This window comes from Fibrivirga algicola (genome assembly GCF_011742925.1).
Classification (GTDB): Bacteria; Bacteroidota; Bacteroidia; order Cytophagales; family Spirosomataceae; genus Fibrella; species Fibrella algicola.
In genome coordinates, this window is sequence record NZ_WAEL01000006.1 from 201800 (window position 1) to 218140 (window position 16341).

A 16341-nucleotide genomic window follows, 5' to 3' on the forward strand; every position below is an offset into this window, starting at 1 on the left:
AGCTTCTATGCTTACGGGAAGTATAGGTACTCTGGATTGAAATCTATGTAAAATATATTAAGTACATCTGTTAGTATGTACTGCCCAAGCCTAAATTAAGGCGCTATTATAAAGTAAAAGGTCCTGGTTGTCAGTCTGTTAAATGCCATCTTATTGATAGCGTTTAACAGACTGACAACCAGGACCTAATTAAATAGTGGTTACTTAGATACGTACCTGAGCCGTAGCATACAGAAGCTCGCGTACCGCATCGGCGATGCCATCGGGGTCGAAACCACATTCGCGGTGTAACTCGATTTGCTCACCATGTTCAACGATGGCGTCGGGAATACCGAGGCGTTTTACGCGGGCCATGTAGCCATGATTGGCCATAAACTCAAGTACAGCCGAGCCAAAGCCACCCATCAAGCATCCATCTTCGATGGTCAGAACCTTATCGAACCGGCGGAAAATTTGGTGGAGCATCGCTTCGTCCAGTGGCTTGGCGTAGCGCATGTCTACGTGGGCCGGACGAATGCCTTCTTTAGCCAGTTGCTTCATAGCTGCTACGGCATAATTACCAATATGGCCCAGCGATAAAATGGCTACATCGTCGCCGTCCTGGACTAGTCGGGCTTTCCCGATAGGCAACTCTTCCAGCGGTGTTTTCCAGTTAGGCATTACCCCTTCACCACGTGGGTAACGAATCGTATAGGCCTGGTTGCCCTTTTGAACGGTATCTGACGCAGCCGTAAACATCATGTTGCGCAGTTCCTGTTCGTTCATGGGCGCAGCCACGATCATGTTGGGAATGCAGCGCATAAACGCGATGTCATACGCACCGTGGTGCGTTGGCCCATCGGCACCGGCAAAACCTGCTCGGTCGAGGCAGAAAATCACCGGAAGTTCCTGAATACACACATCATGGATGACCTGGTCGTAGGCCCGCTGCATGAACGTGGAGTAGATATTACAGAACACTACTTCGCCCCGCGTGGCCATACCGGCTGAGAAGGTTACAGCATGTTGCTCGGCAATGCCTACGTCGAATGCCCGTGTTGGCATGGCCTTCATCATGATATTCATCGACGACCCCGAGGGCATAGCGGGCGTTACCCCCACAATGCGTGGGTTTTGCTCGGCCAGTTCAACCAGCGTGTTACCAAAAACATCCTGATACTTCGGCGCTTGTGGCGTAGTGAATGTCTTTTTCTTAATCTCACCTGTCAGCTTGTCGAATAGGCCGGGGGCGTGCCACTTGGTCTGATCTTTCTCGGCGGGGCCGTAGCCTTTGCCTTTTACCGTCAGCACGTGAAGGATTTTCGGGCCGGGGATGGTCTTCAGATCAGCCAGTACATCAGCGAGGCGATCAACGTCGTGGCCGTCGATGGGTCCGAAATAACGCAGGTTTAGCGACTCGAACAGATTGCTCTGCGACAACACCGACGATTTGATGGCTGTCTCTACCTTCGATACGATCTCCTGTGCCGACTTGCCAAATGTGCTAAATTTACCGAGCAGGTTCCAGACATCGTCTTTTACCTTGTTGTATGTGGGCGAGGTAGTAATGTCGGTGAGATATTCGCGCAGGGCACCCACGTTAGGGTCAATGCTCATGCAGTTGTCGTTCAACACGATCAGCAGATTGGCATCGGTAGCGCCAGCATGGTTCATACCTTCAAAGGCTAAACCGGCTGTCATTGACCCATCACCGATAACGGCGATGTGGTTGCGGGTCTGATTACCCTGTAGTTGTGAGGCAACGGCCATACCCAGTGCGGCAGAAATAGACGTCGATGAATGGCCAACGCCAAAGGCGTCATACTCACTCTCTTTCCGTTTCGGGAAGCCTGACAGACCGCCGTAGAACCGGTTTGTATGGAAATTTTCGCGACGCCCAGTCAGAATCTTGTGCCCGTATGCCTGGTGTCCCACATCCCAAATCAATTGATCGTCAGGTGTATTGAACACGTAATGCAGGGCAGTAGTGAGTTCAACCACGCCCAGGCTCGACCCGAAGTGGCCGCCATAGATAGACACTACGTCAATGATATATTGGCGCAGTTCATCGCAGAGTTGGGGTAAGCTTGACTTGGGAAGTTTACGCAGGTCTTCGGGAGTGCGAACGGTCGCTAACAGGTTGCCGGGGGTAATCAGCATGATATACTGCGTGAAGTGTTAATGTCGATTGTAAACAAATCAGTAGAAGATATTGTTTCTGCTGATCCCTCGCCTGACTTACAATAAGTTACGCGAGCCTACAAAACTACGGTAAGATTAGGACAAAACGAATACAATCCCCGCAACACTAGCTACTGAATTGTACTAAAGGCATACGTACGGAGAAATATACAGAAGGGTTCTAAACAAATGAACCCGGGCAATCTTAACTGAAGATCGTCCGGGTTTATTAACTTACTATCAACGTAATAGGCTTGTTACTCGCCGAAAAGCTGGTTCCAAACGGCCTTCGCTTTTTCCTTAGCGGCCTCAACCTGATGGGCGGCTTCGGCTTTCAACTCATCAAGCTTAACCTGAGCGGCTTCCAACTGAACGGCCGCTTCTGCGCGAACTTCATCGAATTTATCTTCGGCAATATCAGCCAGCTCATCTGCTTTAGCTGAGGCTGTTGTGTAAGCTGTTTCTGCCTGCGCCTGCAGGTTCGTCAGCGATTCGGCAGTAGTAGCCTTCACCGTTTCGATATGTGCCGCCGCTTTCGCTTTGAGGTCATCGATATCGACTTGTTGCCCCAATTCATGAGCTTTAGCAACTAACTGGTCTTTCAACTCGTCGAGTTGAGCTGCAGCAGCGTTCAGGTGTTCACCGGCTTCCGTCTTAAAAGCGTCTAACTTTTCGGCTGCAGCGGCTTTTGTTGCTTGAATCTGTTCGGTGGCGGTGGTTTTATTTTCCATTAGCTCAATTAACGGTTATAAGTCCTCGGTTTTCGGTCCTCAGTACTTTGTTACGCTGCAAGTTAACGAGTTTTAAAAGAGCGAAGCAATAGATCATTGAGGACAGAAAACTGTTTCACCCCAACCGCCGGGTAATCAACGTACCTACGGCTTCAATCAGGTTCATGGGCTTCAATGTGCGCCAGTTGACCATGTGTAAGGTGCCCCCGAAATTGATGTAATAATCGAGGTGGAACCGTTTCCATTCCTGCTCCACAAATTCGGGGAAGTTAATGGCCGTGATCCAGCCATCTTCTACGTCGTCGAACCACTCCTCGTAGTAGCTATCGTCGGAACCATGAAAGTTGAGTACGTTTTCGCCAATCAGCAGAAAGTATTTGATGCCCTCCTTAACCAGCGGGTCAATGACCTGCCGTTTTAAGTGCATAATGTCGTTGTGCAGCGTGTCGTTCCACTCACCGAACAACTCGATCACGACAGCTTGCCTGTCGTAATTGGCGTAAAGAATCTTGCAATAAAGCGTCTCAGAACCGATTTCGTCCCAAAACGGGTGGATGTAATAACCGTAAATGTCGTTCTCGTACTGGGTTGTATTGTATGTCCGCTCGTGAAAAGGCGACTGAGGATCTTCAGAGGCGGCGTAATACTTCTCCCAGCCATAGAAAGGCTCAATGTCTTGCATAACGTTGGGAAAAAATAGGTTGAGACGGTCCGCCGCCGCGGTTTGACGTTACACTGCTAATTACCCAAATCCTGGGGTAGCGGAGCAATATCAAACCGCGGCGGCGGACCGTCTCAAACGACAAACAGCAAACTTAGTTTTAAGCGGGCGAAACCATATCGGTGGCAACCATGCCTGCTTCGGCAGTTACTTCGGCGTAGGCGTCTGTCGGCACGCATGAACAAACCAGGTTACGATCACCGTAGGCCGAGTCGATACGGCTTACGCTTGGCCAGAACTTGCGGGCCCGAACATAAGGCAACGGGAAAACGGCTTTCTCGCGGGTATACGGACGATTCCAGTCATCGGCCAGAGCTACCACGGCGGTGTGCGGTGCGTATTTCAGTACATTTTCCACTTTGTCAACCTCGCCGTTCTCGATCTCGCGAATCTCATTGCGGATGGCGATCATGGCGTCGCAGAACCGGTCTAACTCTGCTTTCGATTCTGATTCCGTTGGCTCAATCATCATTGTGCCCGCTACCGGGAACGATACCGTTGGCGCGTGGAAACCGTAATCCATCAGGCGCTTGGCAATGTCTTCTACCTCAATGCCGACCGACTGTTTCAGCGGTCGGCAGTCGATGATCATTTCGTGTGCCGCGCGGCCACTCACAGCTGTGTACAGCGTTTCGAAATGGCCGTCGAGCCGCGACTTAATGTAATTGGCGTTCAGGATGGCCCGCTTGGTGGCGTTGGTCAGTCCTTCGCCGCCCATCATGGCGATGTAAGCGTACGAGATGGTCAGGATACTGGCCGATCCGTAGGGCGCTGCTGAAACGGGCCCCGAGCCTTTTCCAGGCAGGAAAGGTACCAGTTGCTCAGCTACGCCGATGGGACCCATACCGGGACCACCGCCGCCGTGCGGAATGCAGAAGGTTTTGTGCAGATTCAAGTGACACACGTCGGCACCGATGGTTGCGGGTGAGGTCAGGCCTACCTGCGCGTTCATGTTGGCCCCATCCATGTACACCTGACCACCGAATTTGTGAATCGTGTCGCAGATATCGATGATACTCTCTTCAAACACACCGTGGGTACTTGGGTACGTTACCATCAGGCACGAAAGATCGGCGGCGTACTGTTCGGCTTTCGCTTTCAGGTCAGGTACGTCGATGTTGCCGCGTTCGTCGCATTTCACGATCACCACCTTCATACCGGCCATTACGGCACTGGCAGGGTTGGTACCGTGAGCCGATTGCGGAATCAGGGCCACGTTGCGGTGCTCATCGCCCCGGCTTTCGTGGTAAGCCCGAATGACCATCAAACCTGCGTATTCGCCCTGCGCACCCGAGTTGGGTTGTAGCGACATAGCGGCAAAACCGGTGATTTCGCACAGCCAGGTGTTCAGGTCGACAAAAAGCTGCTGGTAGCCGACTGTCTGCTCCTTAGGGGCGAAGGGGTGCATTTTACCAAACTCAGGCCAGGTTACCGGAATCATTTCGGCGGTAGCATTGAGTTTCATGGTGCAGCTACCCAGTGAAATCATTGAGTGAACCAGTGAAAGGTCCTTTTCTTCGAGTGATTTCAGGTAACGCAACATCTCGTGTTCGGTATGGTGCGTGTTGAAAACAGGGTGCGTCAGGTAGTCCGATTGCCGAACCAGCCGCTCAGGCCAGGTCAGCTCAAGGCTATCGATCATGCTGGTCAGATCATCGGCTGATACCTGTATGCCGAACACATCGAGCAGGATTTTTAGATCCTTGATCGTTTTGGCTTCGTCGAATGACAGGCTAACCAACTCATCGTTGGTGTGGTAACGAAGGTTGATTTGCGCCGCCCGGGCCGATTTCTTCAGCGATTCGATATCATCAACGCGGAGAGTAACGGTGTCGAAGTAGTTCTCGGAAATGATTTCATAACCACCTCGGCGTGCTGCTTTGGCAAACAACCGGGTAAGGCCGTGGGTGCGTTCGGCAATCTCGCGGAGACGCTGTGGTCCGTGGTAAACGGCGTAGCTACCCGCCATGACGGCCAGCAAAACCTGCGCGGTGCAGATATTCGACGTTGCTTTCTCGCGACGGATATGCTGCTCACGGGTTTGTAGTGCCATACGAAGGGCTGGATTTCCCTGCGCATCGACCGACATACCGATGATGCGACCCGGAATCTGCCGTTTATACACATCTTTAGTCGCGAAGAAGGCTGCGTGTGGGCCACCGAAGCCCATAGGCACGCCAAACCGCTGGGCAGAGCCAACCACTACGTCGGCCCCCATTTCGCCAGGAGGTGTCAGCATCGTCAGGGCCATCAGATCGGCAGCAACAGCTACGTTGATACCAAGCTCATGAGCGGCAGAAATAAGGTCTGTATAGTCGAATACTTCACCGTCGGTGGCGGGGTATTGCAGGAGCATAGCGAAAATAGCGCCTGACGTCAGGTCGGCCATCCGATGGTCGCCTACTACCACGCGGATATTCAGCGGCGTAGCTCGGGTACGTACCACCTCAATGGTTTGCGGGTGGCAACGGTCCGACACAAAAAACGTTTCGGCTTTCTTCCGGGCAGCCGGGCGCAGGCTGTGGAGCATCGTCATTGCTTCGGCAGCGGCAGTAGCTTCATCGAGCAGCGAGGCGTTGGCAATCGGCATGCCGGTCAGGTCACAGACTACCGTCTGAAAATTCAGCAGGGCTTCCAGGCGACCTTGGGCAATTTCGGCCTGGTAGGGCGTATAGGCCGTATACCAGGCTGGATTTTCCAGAATATTACGGAGAATCACGTTTGGCGTCAGGGTATCGTAATAGCCTTGGCCAATGTATGACGTGAAGATCTTGTTCTGCTGGGCGAGTTTTTTGAAGTCACTCAAAAACTCGTGTTCGCCCTTGGGCGCGGGCAGATCAAGCGGACGAGGGAGCCGGATGTTGGCCGGTACGGTCTGTTCAATGAGTTCGTCGATCGTATCGACGCCCACTGCTTCGAGCATCTGGTTGAAATCCTGATCAAATTGACCGTTGTGACGGTCTTCAAAACGGTCGGTTTGTTGAAGCGTTACTTTCATAAAGTGGTTGACTCGTACGGCTTTATTTCGGAACCCAAAGTTACGTCAAAACGTGCCGTGTCATACTTTTTGGGTTTGTCTAAATCCAAAAGCAGTGGCTTTTGCGTAGATAAGGCATCTTTTACGTACTTATCCAACTATAATTTACAAAAACGCCCTGTCCAATCGGTCAGGGCGTTTTTTTGTCCTGGCCTACCGAACGGGTGCGTAGTTAGGTTATCTTCAACCAACTCTTTACCATTTATAACCGTACCTTCAGGTATGGACGTACCCACCGCAACTCTCTTCTCAATTTTAACCAATGAAACGAAACGAATTCTTGAAAACGTCATCTGCACTGGTGGCCGGCACCGTGCTGTCGCCATTGATCGCCTGCGATGGGCAGGGAAAAGCCGTTCGTAAAAACTGGGCGGGTAATTATCAGTACCAGGCTAAAGAGTACTACGAGCCTAAAACGATAGACGAGCTGCAAACGATTATCAAGCGGGCGGGCCAACAAAAAGCGCTCGGTTCGTGCCATTGTTTCAACGACATTGCTGATAGCCCGCTCAGCCAGATTTCGACGCAGCACTTCAATAAGTTACTGTCAATTGACGAGCAGGCCATGACCGTTACCGTTGAGGCGGGGGCACGCTATGGTCAGTTTGCGCCGGAACTCGACAAACGGGGATATGCTTTGCACAACCTCGCGTCGTTGCCGCATATATCGGTTGCCGGTGCCTGTGCCACAGCCACGCACGGCTCAGGGGTGAAAAATGGTAACCTGGCCACGGCTGTATCGGCGCTGGAAATGATTACGGCCAATGGCGAAGTTGTTAACCTGAGCCGCGACAAAGACGAAACGCTGTTCAACGGAGCGGTGGTAGGGTTAGGCGCTCTGGGTATTGTGACCAAAATGACATTGGCTGTCCAGAAGACCTATCAGGTACGTCAGGATCTGTTTCAGGATTTGCCTCTCCAGTCGCTGGTAGATCATTTCGAGGAGGTGCTGGCGAGTGGGTATAGCGTCAGCCTGTTTACCGACTGGCAGAACAAAAAGATCAGTCAGGTCTGGGTAAAGCGGAAAGTAGAACCGGATACAAAGGCATTAGGCGTTGATTTCTTTGGAGCGAAAGCAGCGACGAAAAACCTGCATCCGATCACCAAGATGTCGGCCGAAAACTGCACCGAGCAGATGGGCGTTCCGGGACCTTGGTACGAGCGGTTGCCTCACTTCAAGATGGGTTTCACACCCAGCAGCGGTGAGGAGCTACAGTCGGAGTATTTCGTGCCGAAAATGCATGCCGTTGAGGCGTTTCTAGCGCTCGAAAAGATGGGTAGCATCATTTACCCCCAGCTGATGATCTCCGAGATTCGCACCATCGCGGCAGATAGTTTCTGGATGAGTCCCTGTTACAATCAGGATTGTGTGGCCTTTCACTTCACCTGGAAACAAAACTGGGAGGAAGTCCGGAAGATTTTACCGCAGATCGAGGCTGAACTCGCGCCATTCAATGCCCGCCCACACTGGGGTAAGCTATTCAAAGTAGACCCGCAGGTGATCAAAGAGCGATATGATCTGCTCCCCGAATTCCTGCAACTGGCCCGCATGTATGATCCTCGAGGTAAATTTCGCAATAAGTATCTGGACTTGAACGTCTACGTGCGCTAACGACTGGGCTCAGTGCACGTGCGCCCATATAGACACTGGGCGCACGAAGCCAGATTAATGGCACGAAAATTGGAGCGGGCCTATTTATCGTTAGGTGAGTTGCCTTAACTTGCCTAAGCTAACCCATAGCGTAGTAGCCCACGCATCCATGAAAGTTGTGATTCTAGCTGGCGGCCTTGGTACTCGTTTAAGCGAGGAAACGGTCGTGAAGCCCAAACCGATGGTCGAAATCGGTGGTATGCCTATTCTTTGGCATATCATGAAAATATACTCTGCCCACGGCTATAACGAGTTTATCGTTTGCTTGGGGTATAAGGGGTATATTATCAAGGAGTTTTTTGCGAATTACTTCCTCCACCAGTCTGATGTAACGATCGACCTGAGCACCAACGAAATTTCGGTCCATACCTCGCAGGCTGAGCCCTGGAAAGTCACCCTCGTAGATACTGGCCTAACCAGCATGACCGGTGGGCGGCTTCGCCGGGTACGTCATCATATTGGCAACGAGCCGTTTATGCTCACATACGGTGACGGCGTGGGCGACGTAGATATCACAAAACTGGTGTCTTTTCATGAAGCACATGGCAAAAAATGCAGCCTTACGGCGGTACAGCCCTCGGCCCGGTTTGGGGCGCTCGATGTAAATGACACTGATGGCGTCCGGTCATTCCTTGAGAAACCCAAAGGCGATGGTGCCTGGATCAACGGCGGCTTTTTCGTTTGTGATGCTTCTGTCATTGACCTGATCGAGGGCGATGATACCACCTGGGAGCGTTACCCCATGGAAATGCTGGCCGCACAGGGCGAGATGATGGCCTTTCGGCACGATGGTTTCTGGAAACCAATGGACACCCTGCGCGATAAAACGGAACTGGAAAACGCCTGGAATAGTGGTCAGGCAGAATGGAAAGTTTGGTAAAATAGAATCCTCAATTCCCTGCCTTCAGTTGACTGTCTTCTAGTGCGCTGCTAAAGCACGTAATTCAGACTTAGCAGCGCAACAGAAGACAGTAAGTTGAGGGCAAGATGTTCATGTTCAACGATATCTACCGAAGAAAGACCGTTTTTCTGACGGGGCATACGGGCTTTAAAGGGTCGTGGCTGGCGTATTGGCTACACCAATTGGGCGCTCAGGTAGTGGGCTACTCACTGCCCGCGCCTACTACGCCCAGTCAATACGACCTGCTGCACCTTAACCAGCCGGAGACGCTGGCCGATCTGAACAACGTACCTGTGCTGGTAAAGGCCATGCAAAGCGCTCAGCCCGATATGGTGATGCATATGGCTGCGCAACCGCTGGTGCGCGAATCGTATCGTACACCACTGGAAACGCTGGAAACGAATATCCTGGGCACAGCCCGGTTGCTGGAAGCTGTTCGCTATACGCCTTCGGTGCGGGCGGTGGTGATCGTGACCAGCGATAAATGCTACGACAATCCGGAAGACGGCCAGCCACTGCGCGAGACCGACCCAATGGGTGGTTTTGACCCATACAGCGTGTCGAAGGGCGCGGCTGAATTAGTCACGGCGAGCTACCGAAACTCGTTTTTCAACCCGGCGCAGTATGGGCAGTCGCATCAGGTGCTGGTAGCCAGTGTCCGGGCGGGCAATGTCATTGGCGGCGGCGATTGGGCCGCTGACCGTCTGATTCCCGACCTGATTCGGAGTACCCAGGGCCACGTACCGGTTGAGATTCGAAATCCGCTGGCGGTGCGGCCCTGGCAACATGTGCTGGAACCGCTGTCGGGCTATCTGCTGGTTGGGCAGCAACTTATGGAAGGTAACGTACCCAGTGCCGAGGGCTGGAATTTTGGTCCGGCCGCCACTGATGTACTGCCCGTTCGCGAGGTGATTGCCTATGCGCGCGCCGAATGGTCGGCCATTCAGTCTATCGAACATCCGTCGGCCGCAAATCCGCACGAGGCGCACCTGCTGTCGCTGGATTGCACTAAAGCTCATGAGCGCTTAGGATGGGCACCCGTCTGGAATACCGAAACAGCCATTCAGCGTACCATCGCCTGGTACCGCGATTATTACCAGAATGGAGCCGTGCATACAGATGCCGACCTGCGGGCCTACACTGCGCAGGCCGAAGCGACTAACCAACCCTGGGCTGTATGACATTCGATGAAACACCCATTGCCGGGGCGTATCTGATCACGCCCACCCCCCGTGGTGACCACCGGGGTTGGTTCATGCGGACCTTCGACCGGGCGGCATTTCTCACCTACGGTCTTTGTGCCGACTGGGTGCAGATGAACCACTCCATGACCACCACAACTGGTAGCATCCGGGGCATGCATTTCCAGCACGTACCTGCGGCTGAAGTAAAGCTGGTTCGCTGCGTGGCCGGTCGCGTGTTTGATGTGCTGGTCGATCTACGGCCCGGCTCGCCCACGCGCTGGCAATGGTTTGGCACTGAGCTATCGGCCGGAAATCAGCAGATGCTGTATATTCCCGAAGGCTGCGCCCACGGTTTCCAGACACTCGAGCCCAACTGTGAACTAGTATATTGTCACAGTGCTGCTTACGCGCCCGAACACGAAGAAGGCGTTCGCTATAATGACCCGAAACTAAACATAACCTGGCCCCTCCCTATCACGGATATATCCGCCCGAGATATGGGGTTCACTTTGCTTGACGATAGTATGCAGTGATGATACGCAGAATTGTACAAATTAAAGGGATTTTCGCAGATTTTTGGATTGAAACAAAGTGCAAAATGGAAGCAGACCAGCCCCCTTTTAATCCAAAAATCCGTGCAAATCGGGTTTACTCCGTACAATCCGCGTACCATCAACGCCTACCCCACAGCCTCTAAAAAATGACCTGTCGATTCTGCCATACACCCCTCGAACACGTCTTTATCGACCTGTTTAACTCGCCTGCTTCGAACTCGTTTCTGACGGCCCAACAGCTTAATGAGCCCGAAACGTTTTATCCACTGAAGGTCTTCACCTGCCCAACCTGCTTTCTGGTGCAGGTCGATGAGTATAAGAAATCAGACGCGATTTTCGATAGTGAGTACGTGTACTTTTCGTCTTTTTCGACCAGTTGGCTGGCCCACTCGAAGCGGTACGTTGAGGCTATGACCAAGCGGTTTGGGCTGAATAGCCAGTCGCTAGTAGTCGAAGTGGCTTCGAACGATGGCTACCTGCTGCAATACTTCGTAGAAAAGCAGATTCCGGTGCTGGGTATTGAACCAACCGCCAATACCGCCTCCGCCGCCATCGACAAGGGCGTGACCACCATTACCCGCTTCTTTGGTACCGAACTGGCTACCGAGCTCAGAAGCCAGGGTACTGGTGCCGACCTGCTGTTAGGCAACAACGTGCTGGCTCACGTACCCAATATTGTTGACTTTGTGAAGGGCATGCAGATCCTGCTCAACCCCGAAGGCGTGGTCACGATGGAGTTTCCGCACTTGCTCCAACTGGTCGAAAACAACCAGTTCGATACCATATACCACGAGCATTTTTCGTACCTGTCGTTTACCACCGTTAGCCAGATCTTTGCGGCGCAGGGCCTGACTATGTTCGATGTCGAAGAATTGCCTACCCACGGTGGTTCGCTACGAATCTATGCCAAACACGAAACCGATCAGGGCAAGGCCATTTCGCCCAGTGTAGCGGCCATGATTCAGAAAGAAGCAGACACAGGCCTGACCACAATGGCGTATTACAAAGGCTTCCAGCAACGCGCCCTGAATGTGAAGCTCGATCTGCTCGATTTCCTGACAACGCAAAAGCGGGCGGGCAAATCGGTAGCGGCTTATGGTGCGGCAGCCAAAGGAAATACGCTCCTGAACTATTGCGGCGTAAAGAGCGACCTAATCGATTTTGTGGTGGATGCCAACCCCGCTAAGCAGAACAAGTTTTCGCCCGCCAGCCACATCCTGGTTGTCGATGAAGCAACTTTGAAGGCCCGAAAGCCCGATTTTGTGCTGATTCTGCCCTGGAACCTCCGCGACGAAATCACGAAGCAACTGTCGTACATTTCAGAATGGGGTGGCCAGTTCGTCGTTCCCATTCCGGAAGTGAACGTGTTGTAACCGATAGTGCTGAAGCTCCAGCTTCGGTAGTAATTATCCGATTCTAACTGCTGAAGCTGGAGCTTCAGCAATACCTGTTAACAATGCATATTCTCGTCACCGGCGTATCGGGGTTTGTAGGGCAGCACGTAGTGCGGGCATTGCTGGCGCGTGGGCACCGTGTAACGGTCTCGTCGACACAACCCGACAAATTAGCCCATTTCGACTGGGCCGGGCAGGTAATGGTTGTGCCTTATTCGATACCGCCCGCCGGTGATGAACAGGACCTATATGCTTACTTCGGCCATCCCGACGCGCTAATGCACCTTGCCTGGCAGGGGCTGCCCAATTACAAGTCGTCGTTCCACCTCGAGCAAAACCTCTTTCCGCAGTACCTTTTTCTCAAGAATCTGATTACGAACGGATTGCGTAATTTGACGGTTACTGGCACATGTTTTGAGTATGGTATGCAGAGCGGCTGTTTGTCAGAGGAGTCGGTAACGTACCCAGCCAATCCGTATGCGCTGGCCAAAGACTCGCTCCGTCGGTTTTTGCAGACGTTGCAGACCGAACATGCGTTTGATTTAAAATGGGCGCGCTTGTTTTATCTGTACGGTCCTGGCCAAAGCCCTCACTCGATTCTGCCTCTGCTGGAGCGAGCCGTGGCGGCAGGTGAGACCCAATTTAATATGTCGGGTGGCGAACAGCTACGCGATTACCTGCCTGTAGAGACCGTGGCAACGTACCTGACCCAGATCATGGAACAGAACCGTGTCACGGGCGTCATCAACTGTTGCAGCGGTCAACCCATTTCGGTACGACGGCTGGTTGAGGAGCATGTCCAACGGCTTAATGCCCGCATTACCTTAAAATTAGGCCATTACCCATACCCCGATTACGAACCCATGGCGTTCTGGGGCGATAACACTCGCCTCAGGCTGGTGACTAAAGAGGCCAGTGTTTACTAAAAAGAAGAGTTCATGAGCAGCAGTCCGCTGGTTAGCATTGTCATTCCGGTTTACAATCAGAAGCTTAGCTATTTTAAAGACGCCGTTGAAAGCGCCCTTAGCCAGACCTATACGAATATAGAAGTGGTTGTGTCTGACAATCACTCCACCAATGAACTGATAGGATACTTGGCCAGCTTAACAGATGAGCGGCTGAAGGTTAGAAAACCTGATCAGTTTCTGCCAATGGTGCAGAATTTTCAGTTTGGTGCGGATCAGGCAACGGGTAATTACCTGACTTTCCTTTGTTCTGATGATTACCTCTGCCCAGACTTCGTTGAGTTGATGGTAGGGACGCTGGAAGCGAATCCGGCGGTGGCTTTTGGGTATTCCGAACTGGCCTGCGTAGAGCATTACGACTTAGGGATTGTTCGGTTCAATTATCACAATAAAGCTACAGGCACCCGATCGGCCGAGGAATCGATTCGGGAGCTATTGGCTGTTCGGCCCGTCCTAGGCTTCTTTCCGGCGCTGATGATGCGCCGCGAGGGCTACACGGCCATTCGGCACCTTCTAGCAGGCGATATTATTTTTGCATTTGACATTGCTACCGTCTTTTCTCTGCATCAACTCGGGGATGTATACTATCTGAACAAAACGCTGGGAAAGGTTCGCTACTGGACATCAATGGACGGTAAAACAAGCGATGACCGCTTTCTGGAGTTTGTGGCTGATACGAGCAAACTGTGTCAACTGGTTGAGCAGCTATCTATACTTAGCCCTACTGACGAAGGCGTTAAGGAATGGCGGCGTTTTCAGGCGCGGCGATGGCTGATGGTGGCGTTGTTCTGGTCGGTACGGGGTGATATCTCGGTCGAAAAGTCGACGCGGGGCATGCGGAAGATCAACGAGGAGGTGTATCGGTACCCATTTCTTACCGGACTCATCACCTGGATGCTAACCAAGCCACAAACCTTACTTATCCGGCCTACGCTGAAAGGCATCATTCGATTGCTTTTGTCTTTACAACGACTGACTAAAAAGCCTCTGTAGCATCATTTCGGATGAAAATTTTGTATATACTGGATAACTATTATCCGCACATAGGCGGGGCTGAACTGCTCTTTCAGCAGTTGGCCGAAGGGGTAGTAGCCCAGGGGCATTCAGCGACCGTACTGACGCCTAAAAATTTTCCGGAGTATATAGATACCGAGCAGCATAACAAGGTAACGATCATCCGTCAGCGCGTGCCGATGGTGGGGCAGCGTTATTTTTTCACGCTCTGGGCCATTGCCAAAGCCATTCGGTTGGCTCGTAGCCATGATCTTATTCATACAGCAACCTACAACGCCATCTTTCCCGCCTGGCTCGCCAGTCTGCTCACCGGGAAGCGGGCGCTGGTTACGGTTTATGAGGTCTGGAACGAGAAATGGTACAGCCTAAGCGGGCAGAAACGCTGGAAAGCGCATCTGCTTCGCCTCTTCGAGCGTGTTTTGCTGCTCTTCCGGTTCGATGCCACTATCTGTATATCAGACAGTACCCTGCGCGATTACAAACAGCTTTTTCCGAAGGCAGCGGCCGTGCGGATCTATCCTGGCGTTGATTATGCTGAGATTGAAAAATACAGGCTCTCAGAGGTGGAAAAGCAACAGTTTCAGGCACGAAATGGCTACGCTACCGGTAGCTATGTGGTGCTTAGCTTTGGTCGCCCCGGCATTTCCAAAGGCTTCGACAACCTGGTTGAGGCGGTGCCTGCCGTATTAGAGGCATTGCCCTCAGTTACATTTAAATTTATCTGGCCTTCAGCCCCCAACTTCATTTCCCTGCGTGATGTATTGACCAGCCGGCTGGCCTCATTCAACGTACCCGAGTCGGTAGCAGTGCTTGATAAACAGACGCGTGCAGACCTGTTTGCTCACATCCAGGCCGCCGACTGTGTGGTCATTCCCTCACTGGCTGAAGGATTCGGCTATGCCGCCATCGAGGCCTGTCTGCTGGCCAGTTGTACTGTAGTAACCACCGCCGGGTCATTACCCGAGATCGTGAATAACCGGGTGATTCAGGTGGCGCCAGCCAGCCATCAGGCGCTGGCTCAGGGTATCATCAGTGCAGCTCGCGGCGAAGCACCTATGTTGCCGCCGAAAACCTTCACTAACAAAGCTATGATCGACGGGCATATAAGCCTGTATACGTCGTTGGTGAGTCCTGTAAACAATAGACCTATATGATTCCCGGTCAGGCGCGCGTTGACAAAGCTACCGTGGCTGGGGTGGTTGTCTTATACCACAGCCCGCCCTCGTGTATTGAGCACATCCAAACGTACCTGCCTCAGATCGACAAGCTGTACATTGTTGATAATACTCCGGAGGGCGTTGGCTGGGCCGATGCGTTTGCTGCCAGAACATCCAACGTAGTATATGTCGGGTTAGGCGCTAACAAAGGCATTGCCCACGCGTTGAACGCAGGGGCTACCAAAGCGATCGCCGATGGCTACACGTACCTGCTTACTATGGATGACGATAGCCGTGCGCCCGAGAATATGATAGAAACGATGGCGCGCTTCTGGAATATGCACCTCAACGACCCGATTGGTATCGTGTGCCCACAGCATGCACTGACTACAGCTACCTCCACAGCCAAGCCCACCGAAACAGCACCCAGAACCGTATTGACCACCATGACGTCGGGTAATCTGATTAGTTTACCCGTGTATCAGCAAGTGGGTGGCTTTGACGACGAGCTGTTTATTGACGTTGTTGATCACGACTACACGTTGAAACTAGCCGTGCATGGTTATACCGTTATTGAACTATCGACCCTGCAACTCGTACACCGGCTGGGGCAGCAACGGGCCGTGCTGGGTGGCTTGCTTCGTTACGTAACCCATAGACCTGTACGTAATTACTACCTGATTCGGAATAGCATACTGGTAGGGCTGCGACACAGGAAACAGCACCCTGCCTATCTGATTGAAGCGCTCAGAACGGTGCTGATTGAAGTGGTAAAAATAAGCTTGTTCGAAAACCAGAAACGAGTGCGGTTACGCTACGCCTGGCAGGCCTTACGTGATGGACTACGCTGATGCATATATAGGCATGTACCC

General features: G+C 52.4%; 13 protein-coding genes. 9 read left to right on the top strand and 4 right to left on the bottom strand.

Annotated elements, in window-relative coordinates; translation table 11 throughout:
• Nucleotides 1-204: 204 nt before the first annotated feature.
• The 4 genes from dxs to gcvP form a co-directional block, all read right to left on the bottom strand.
• A complete protein-coding gene (gene dxs, locus F7231_RS17110; RefSeq protein WP_166692821.1) occupies nucleotides 205-2139 on the bottom strand; it encodes a 1-deoxy-D-xylulose-5-phosphate synthase in 1935 nt (644 codons plus the stop codon).
• 278 nt (nucleotides 2140-2417) lie between these two features.
• Nucleotides 2418-2891, bottom strand: coding sequence for a hypothetical protein (locus tag F7231_RS17115; RefSeq protein WP_085411751.1), 474 nt, complete (start codon nucleotides 2889-2891; stop codon nucleotides 2418-2420).
• 115 nt (nucleotides 2892-3006) lie between these two features.
• Entirely contained in the window at nucleotides 3007-3573 is a 567-nt protein-coding gene (locus tag F7231_RS17120; RefSeq protein ID WP_085411752.1) for a hypothetical protein, read from the bottom strand.
• A 139-nt stretch (nucleotides 3574-3712) separates the two neighbouring features.
• Nucleotides 3713-6610 (bottom strand): aminomethyl-transferring glycine dehydrogenase, encoded by a 2898-nt coding sequence (gene gcvP / locus F7231_RS17125; protein ID WP_166692822.1) that lies wholly within the window; start codon nucleotides 6608-6610, stop codon nucleotides 3713-3715.
• A gap of 301 nt (nucleotides 6611-6911) precedes the next feature.
• Between gcvP and F7231_RS17130 the strand changes: the two genes are divergently transcribed.
• The 9 genes from F7231_RS17130 to F7231_RS17170 all read left to right on the top strand — a co-directional run bounded on the left by F7231_RS17130 (nucleotide 6912) and on the right by F7231_RS17170 (nucleotide 16320).
• On the top strand, nucleotides 6912-8261 hold the full coding sequence (locus F7231_RS17130) for an FAD-binding protein (protein ID WP_166692823.1): 1350 nt from the start codon (nucleotides 6912-6914) through the stop codon (nucleotides 8259-8261).
• Nucleotides 8262-8409: 148 nt separating this feature from the next.
• Complete coding sequence (gene rfbF / locus F7231_RS17135; protein ID WP_085411755.1) at nucleotides 8410-9180, top strand: glucose-1-phosphate cytidylyltransferase; 771 nt, start codon at nucleotides 8410-8412, stop codon at nucleotides 9178-9180.
• A gap of 113 nt (nucleotides 9181-9293) precedes the next feature.
• Complete coding sequence (rfbG, locus tag F7231_RS17140; protein ID WP_085415043.1) at nucleotides 9294-10382, top strand: CDP-glucose 4,6-dehydratase; 1089 nt, start codon at nucleotides 9294-9296, stop codon at nucleotides 10380-10382.
• Nucleotides 10379-10918, top strand: a complete 540-nt coding sequence (gene rfbC / locus F7231_RS17145) for a dTDP-4-dehydrorhamnose 3,5-epimerase (protein ID WP_085411756.1) — start codon at nucleotides 10379-10381, stop codon at nucleotides 10916-10918. The genes rfbG and rfbC overlap by 4 nt, the downstream gene beginning before the upstream one ends.
• Before the next feature lie 167 nt (nucleotides 10919-11085).
• Nucleotides 11086-12312: a class I SAM-dependent methyltransferase gene (locus F7231_RS17150; protein WP_166692824.1), complete on the top strand. Its 1227-nt coding sequence runs from the start codon at nucleotides 11086-11088 to the stop codon at nucleotides 12310-12312.
• 83 nt (nucleotides 12313-12395) lie between these two features.
• Nucleotides 12396-13259 (top strand): NAD-dependent epimerase/dehydratase family protein, encoded by an 864-nt coding sequence (locus tag F7231_RS17155; protein WP_166692825.1) that lies wholly within the window; start codon nucleotides 12396-12398, stop codon nucleotides 13257-13259.
• Between the two features lie 12 nt (nucleotides 13260-13271).
• Nucleotides 13272-14291: a glycosyltransferase family 2 protein gene (locus F7231_RS17160; protein WP_166692826.1), complete on the top strand. Its 1020-nt coding sequence runs from the start codon at nucleotides 13272-13274 to the stop codon at nucleotides 14289-14291.
• An 11-nt stretch (nucleotides 14292-14302) separates the two neighbouring features.
• Nucleotides 14303-15466 carry a glycosyltransferase family 4 protein gene (locus F7231_RS17165; RefSeq protein ID WP_166692827.1) on the top strand — a complete coding sequence of 388 codons (1164 nt, stop codon included), beginning with the start codon at nucleotides 14303-14305 and terminating at the stop codon, nucleotides 15464-15466.
• On the top strand, nucleotides 15463-16320 hold the full coding sequence (locus F7231_RS17170) for a glycosyltransferase family 2 protein (RefSeq protein WP_166692828.1): 858 nt from the start codon (nucleotides 15463-15465) through the stop codon (nucleotides 16318-16320). The genes F7231_RS17165 and F7231_RS17170 overlap by 4 nt, the downstream gene beginning before the upstream one ends.
• Nucleotides 16321-16341 lie beyond the last annotated feature (21 nt).

Bases quoted from the DNA above. Each gene is read 5' to 3' on its own strand.
- dxs (WP_166692821.1), bottom strand. From the start codon at position 2,139: ATGCTGATTACCCCCGGCAACCTGTTAGCGACCGTTCGCACTCCCGAA.
- F7231_RS17115 (WP_085411751.1), bottom strand. From the start codon at position 2,891: ATGGAAAATAAAACCACCGCCACCGAACAGATTCAAGCAACAAAAGCC.
- F7231_RS17120 (WP_085411752.1), bottom strand. From the start codon at position 3,573: ATGCAAGACATTGAGCCTTTCTATGGCTGGGAGAAGTATTACGCCGCC.
- gcvP (WP_166692822.1), bottom strand. From the start codon at position 6,610: ATGAAAGTAACGCTTCAACAAACCGACCGTTTTGAAGACCGTCACAAC.
- F7231_RS17130 (WP_166692823.1), top strand. From the start codon at position 6,912: ATGAAACGAAACGAATTCTTGAAAACGTCATCTGCACTGGTGGCCGGC.
- rfbF (WP_085411755.1), top strand. From the start codon at position 8,410: ATGAAAGTTGTGATTCTAGCTGGCGGCCTTGGTACTCGTTTAAGCGAG.
- rfbG (WP_085415043.1), top strand. From the start codon at position 9,294: ATGTTCAACGATATCTACCGAAGAAAGACCGTTTTTCTGACGGGGCAT.
- rfbC (WP_085411756.1), top strand. From the start codon at position 10,379: ATGACATTCGATGAAACACCCATTGCCGGGGCGTATCTGATCACGCCC.
- F7231_RS17150 (WP_166692824.1), top strand. From the start codon at position 11,086: ATGACCTGTCGATTCTGCCATACACCCCTCGAACACGTCTTTATCGAC.
- F7231_RS17155 (WP_166692825.1), top strand. From the start codon at position 12,396: ATGCATATTCTCGTCACCGGCGTATCGGGGTTTGTAGGGCAGCACGTA.
- F7231_RS17160 (WP_166692826.1), top strand. From the start codon at position 13,272: ATGAGCAGCAGTCCGCTGGTTAGCATTGTCATTCCGGTTTACAATCAG.
- F7231_RS17165 (WP_166692827.1), top strand. From the start codon at position 14,303: ATGAAAATTTTGTATATACTGGATAACTATTATCCGCACATAGGCGGG.
- F7231_RS17170 (WP_166692828.1), top strand. From the start codon at position 15,463: ATGATTCCCGGTCAGGCGCGCGTTGACAAAGCTACCGTGGCTGGGGTG.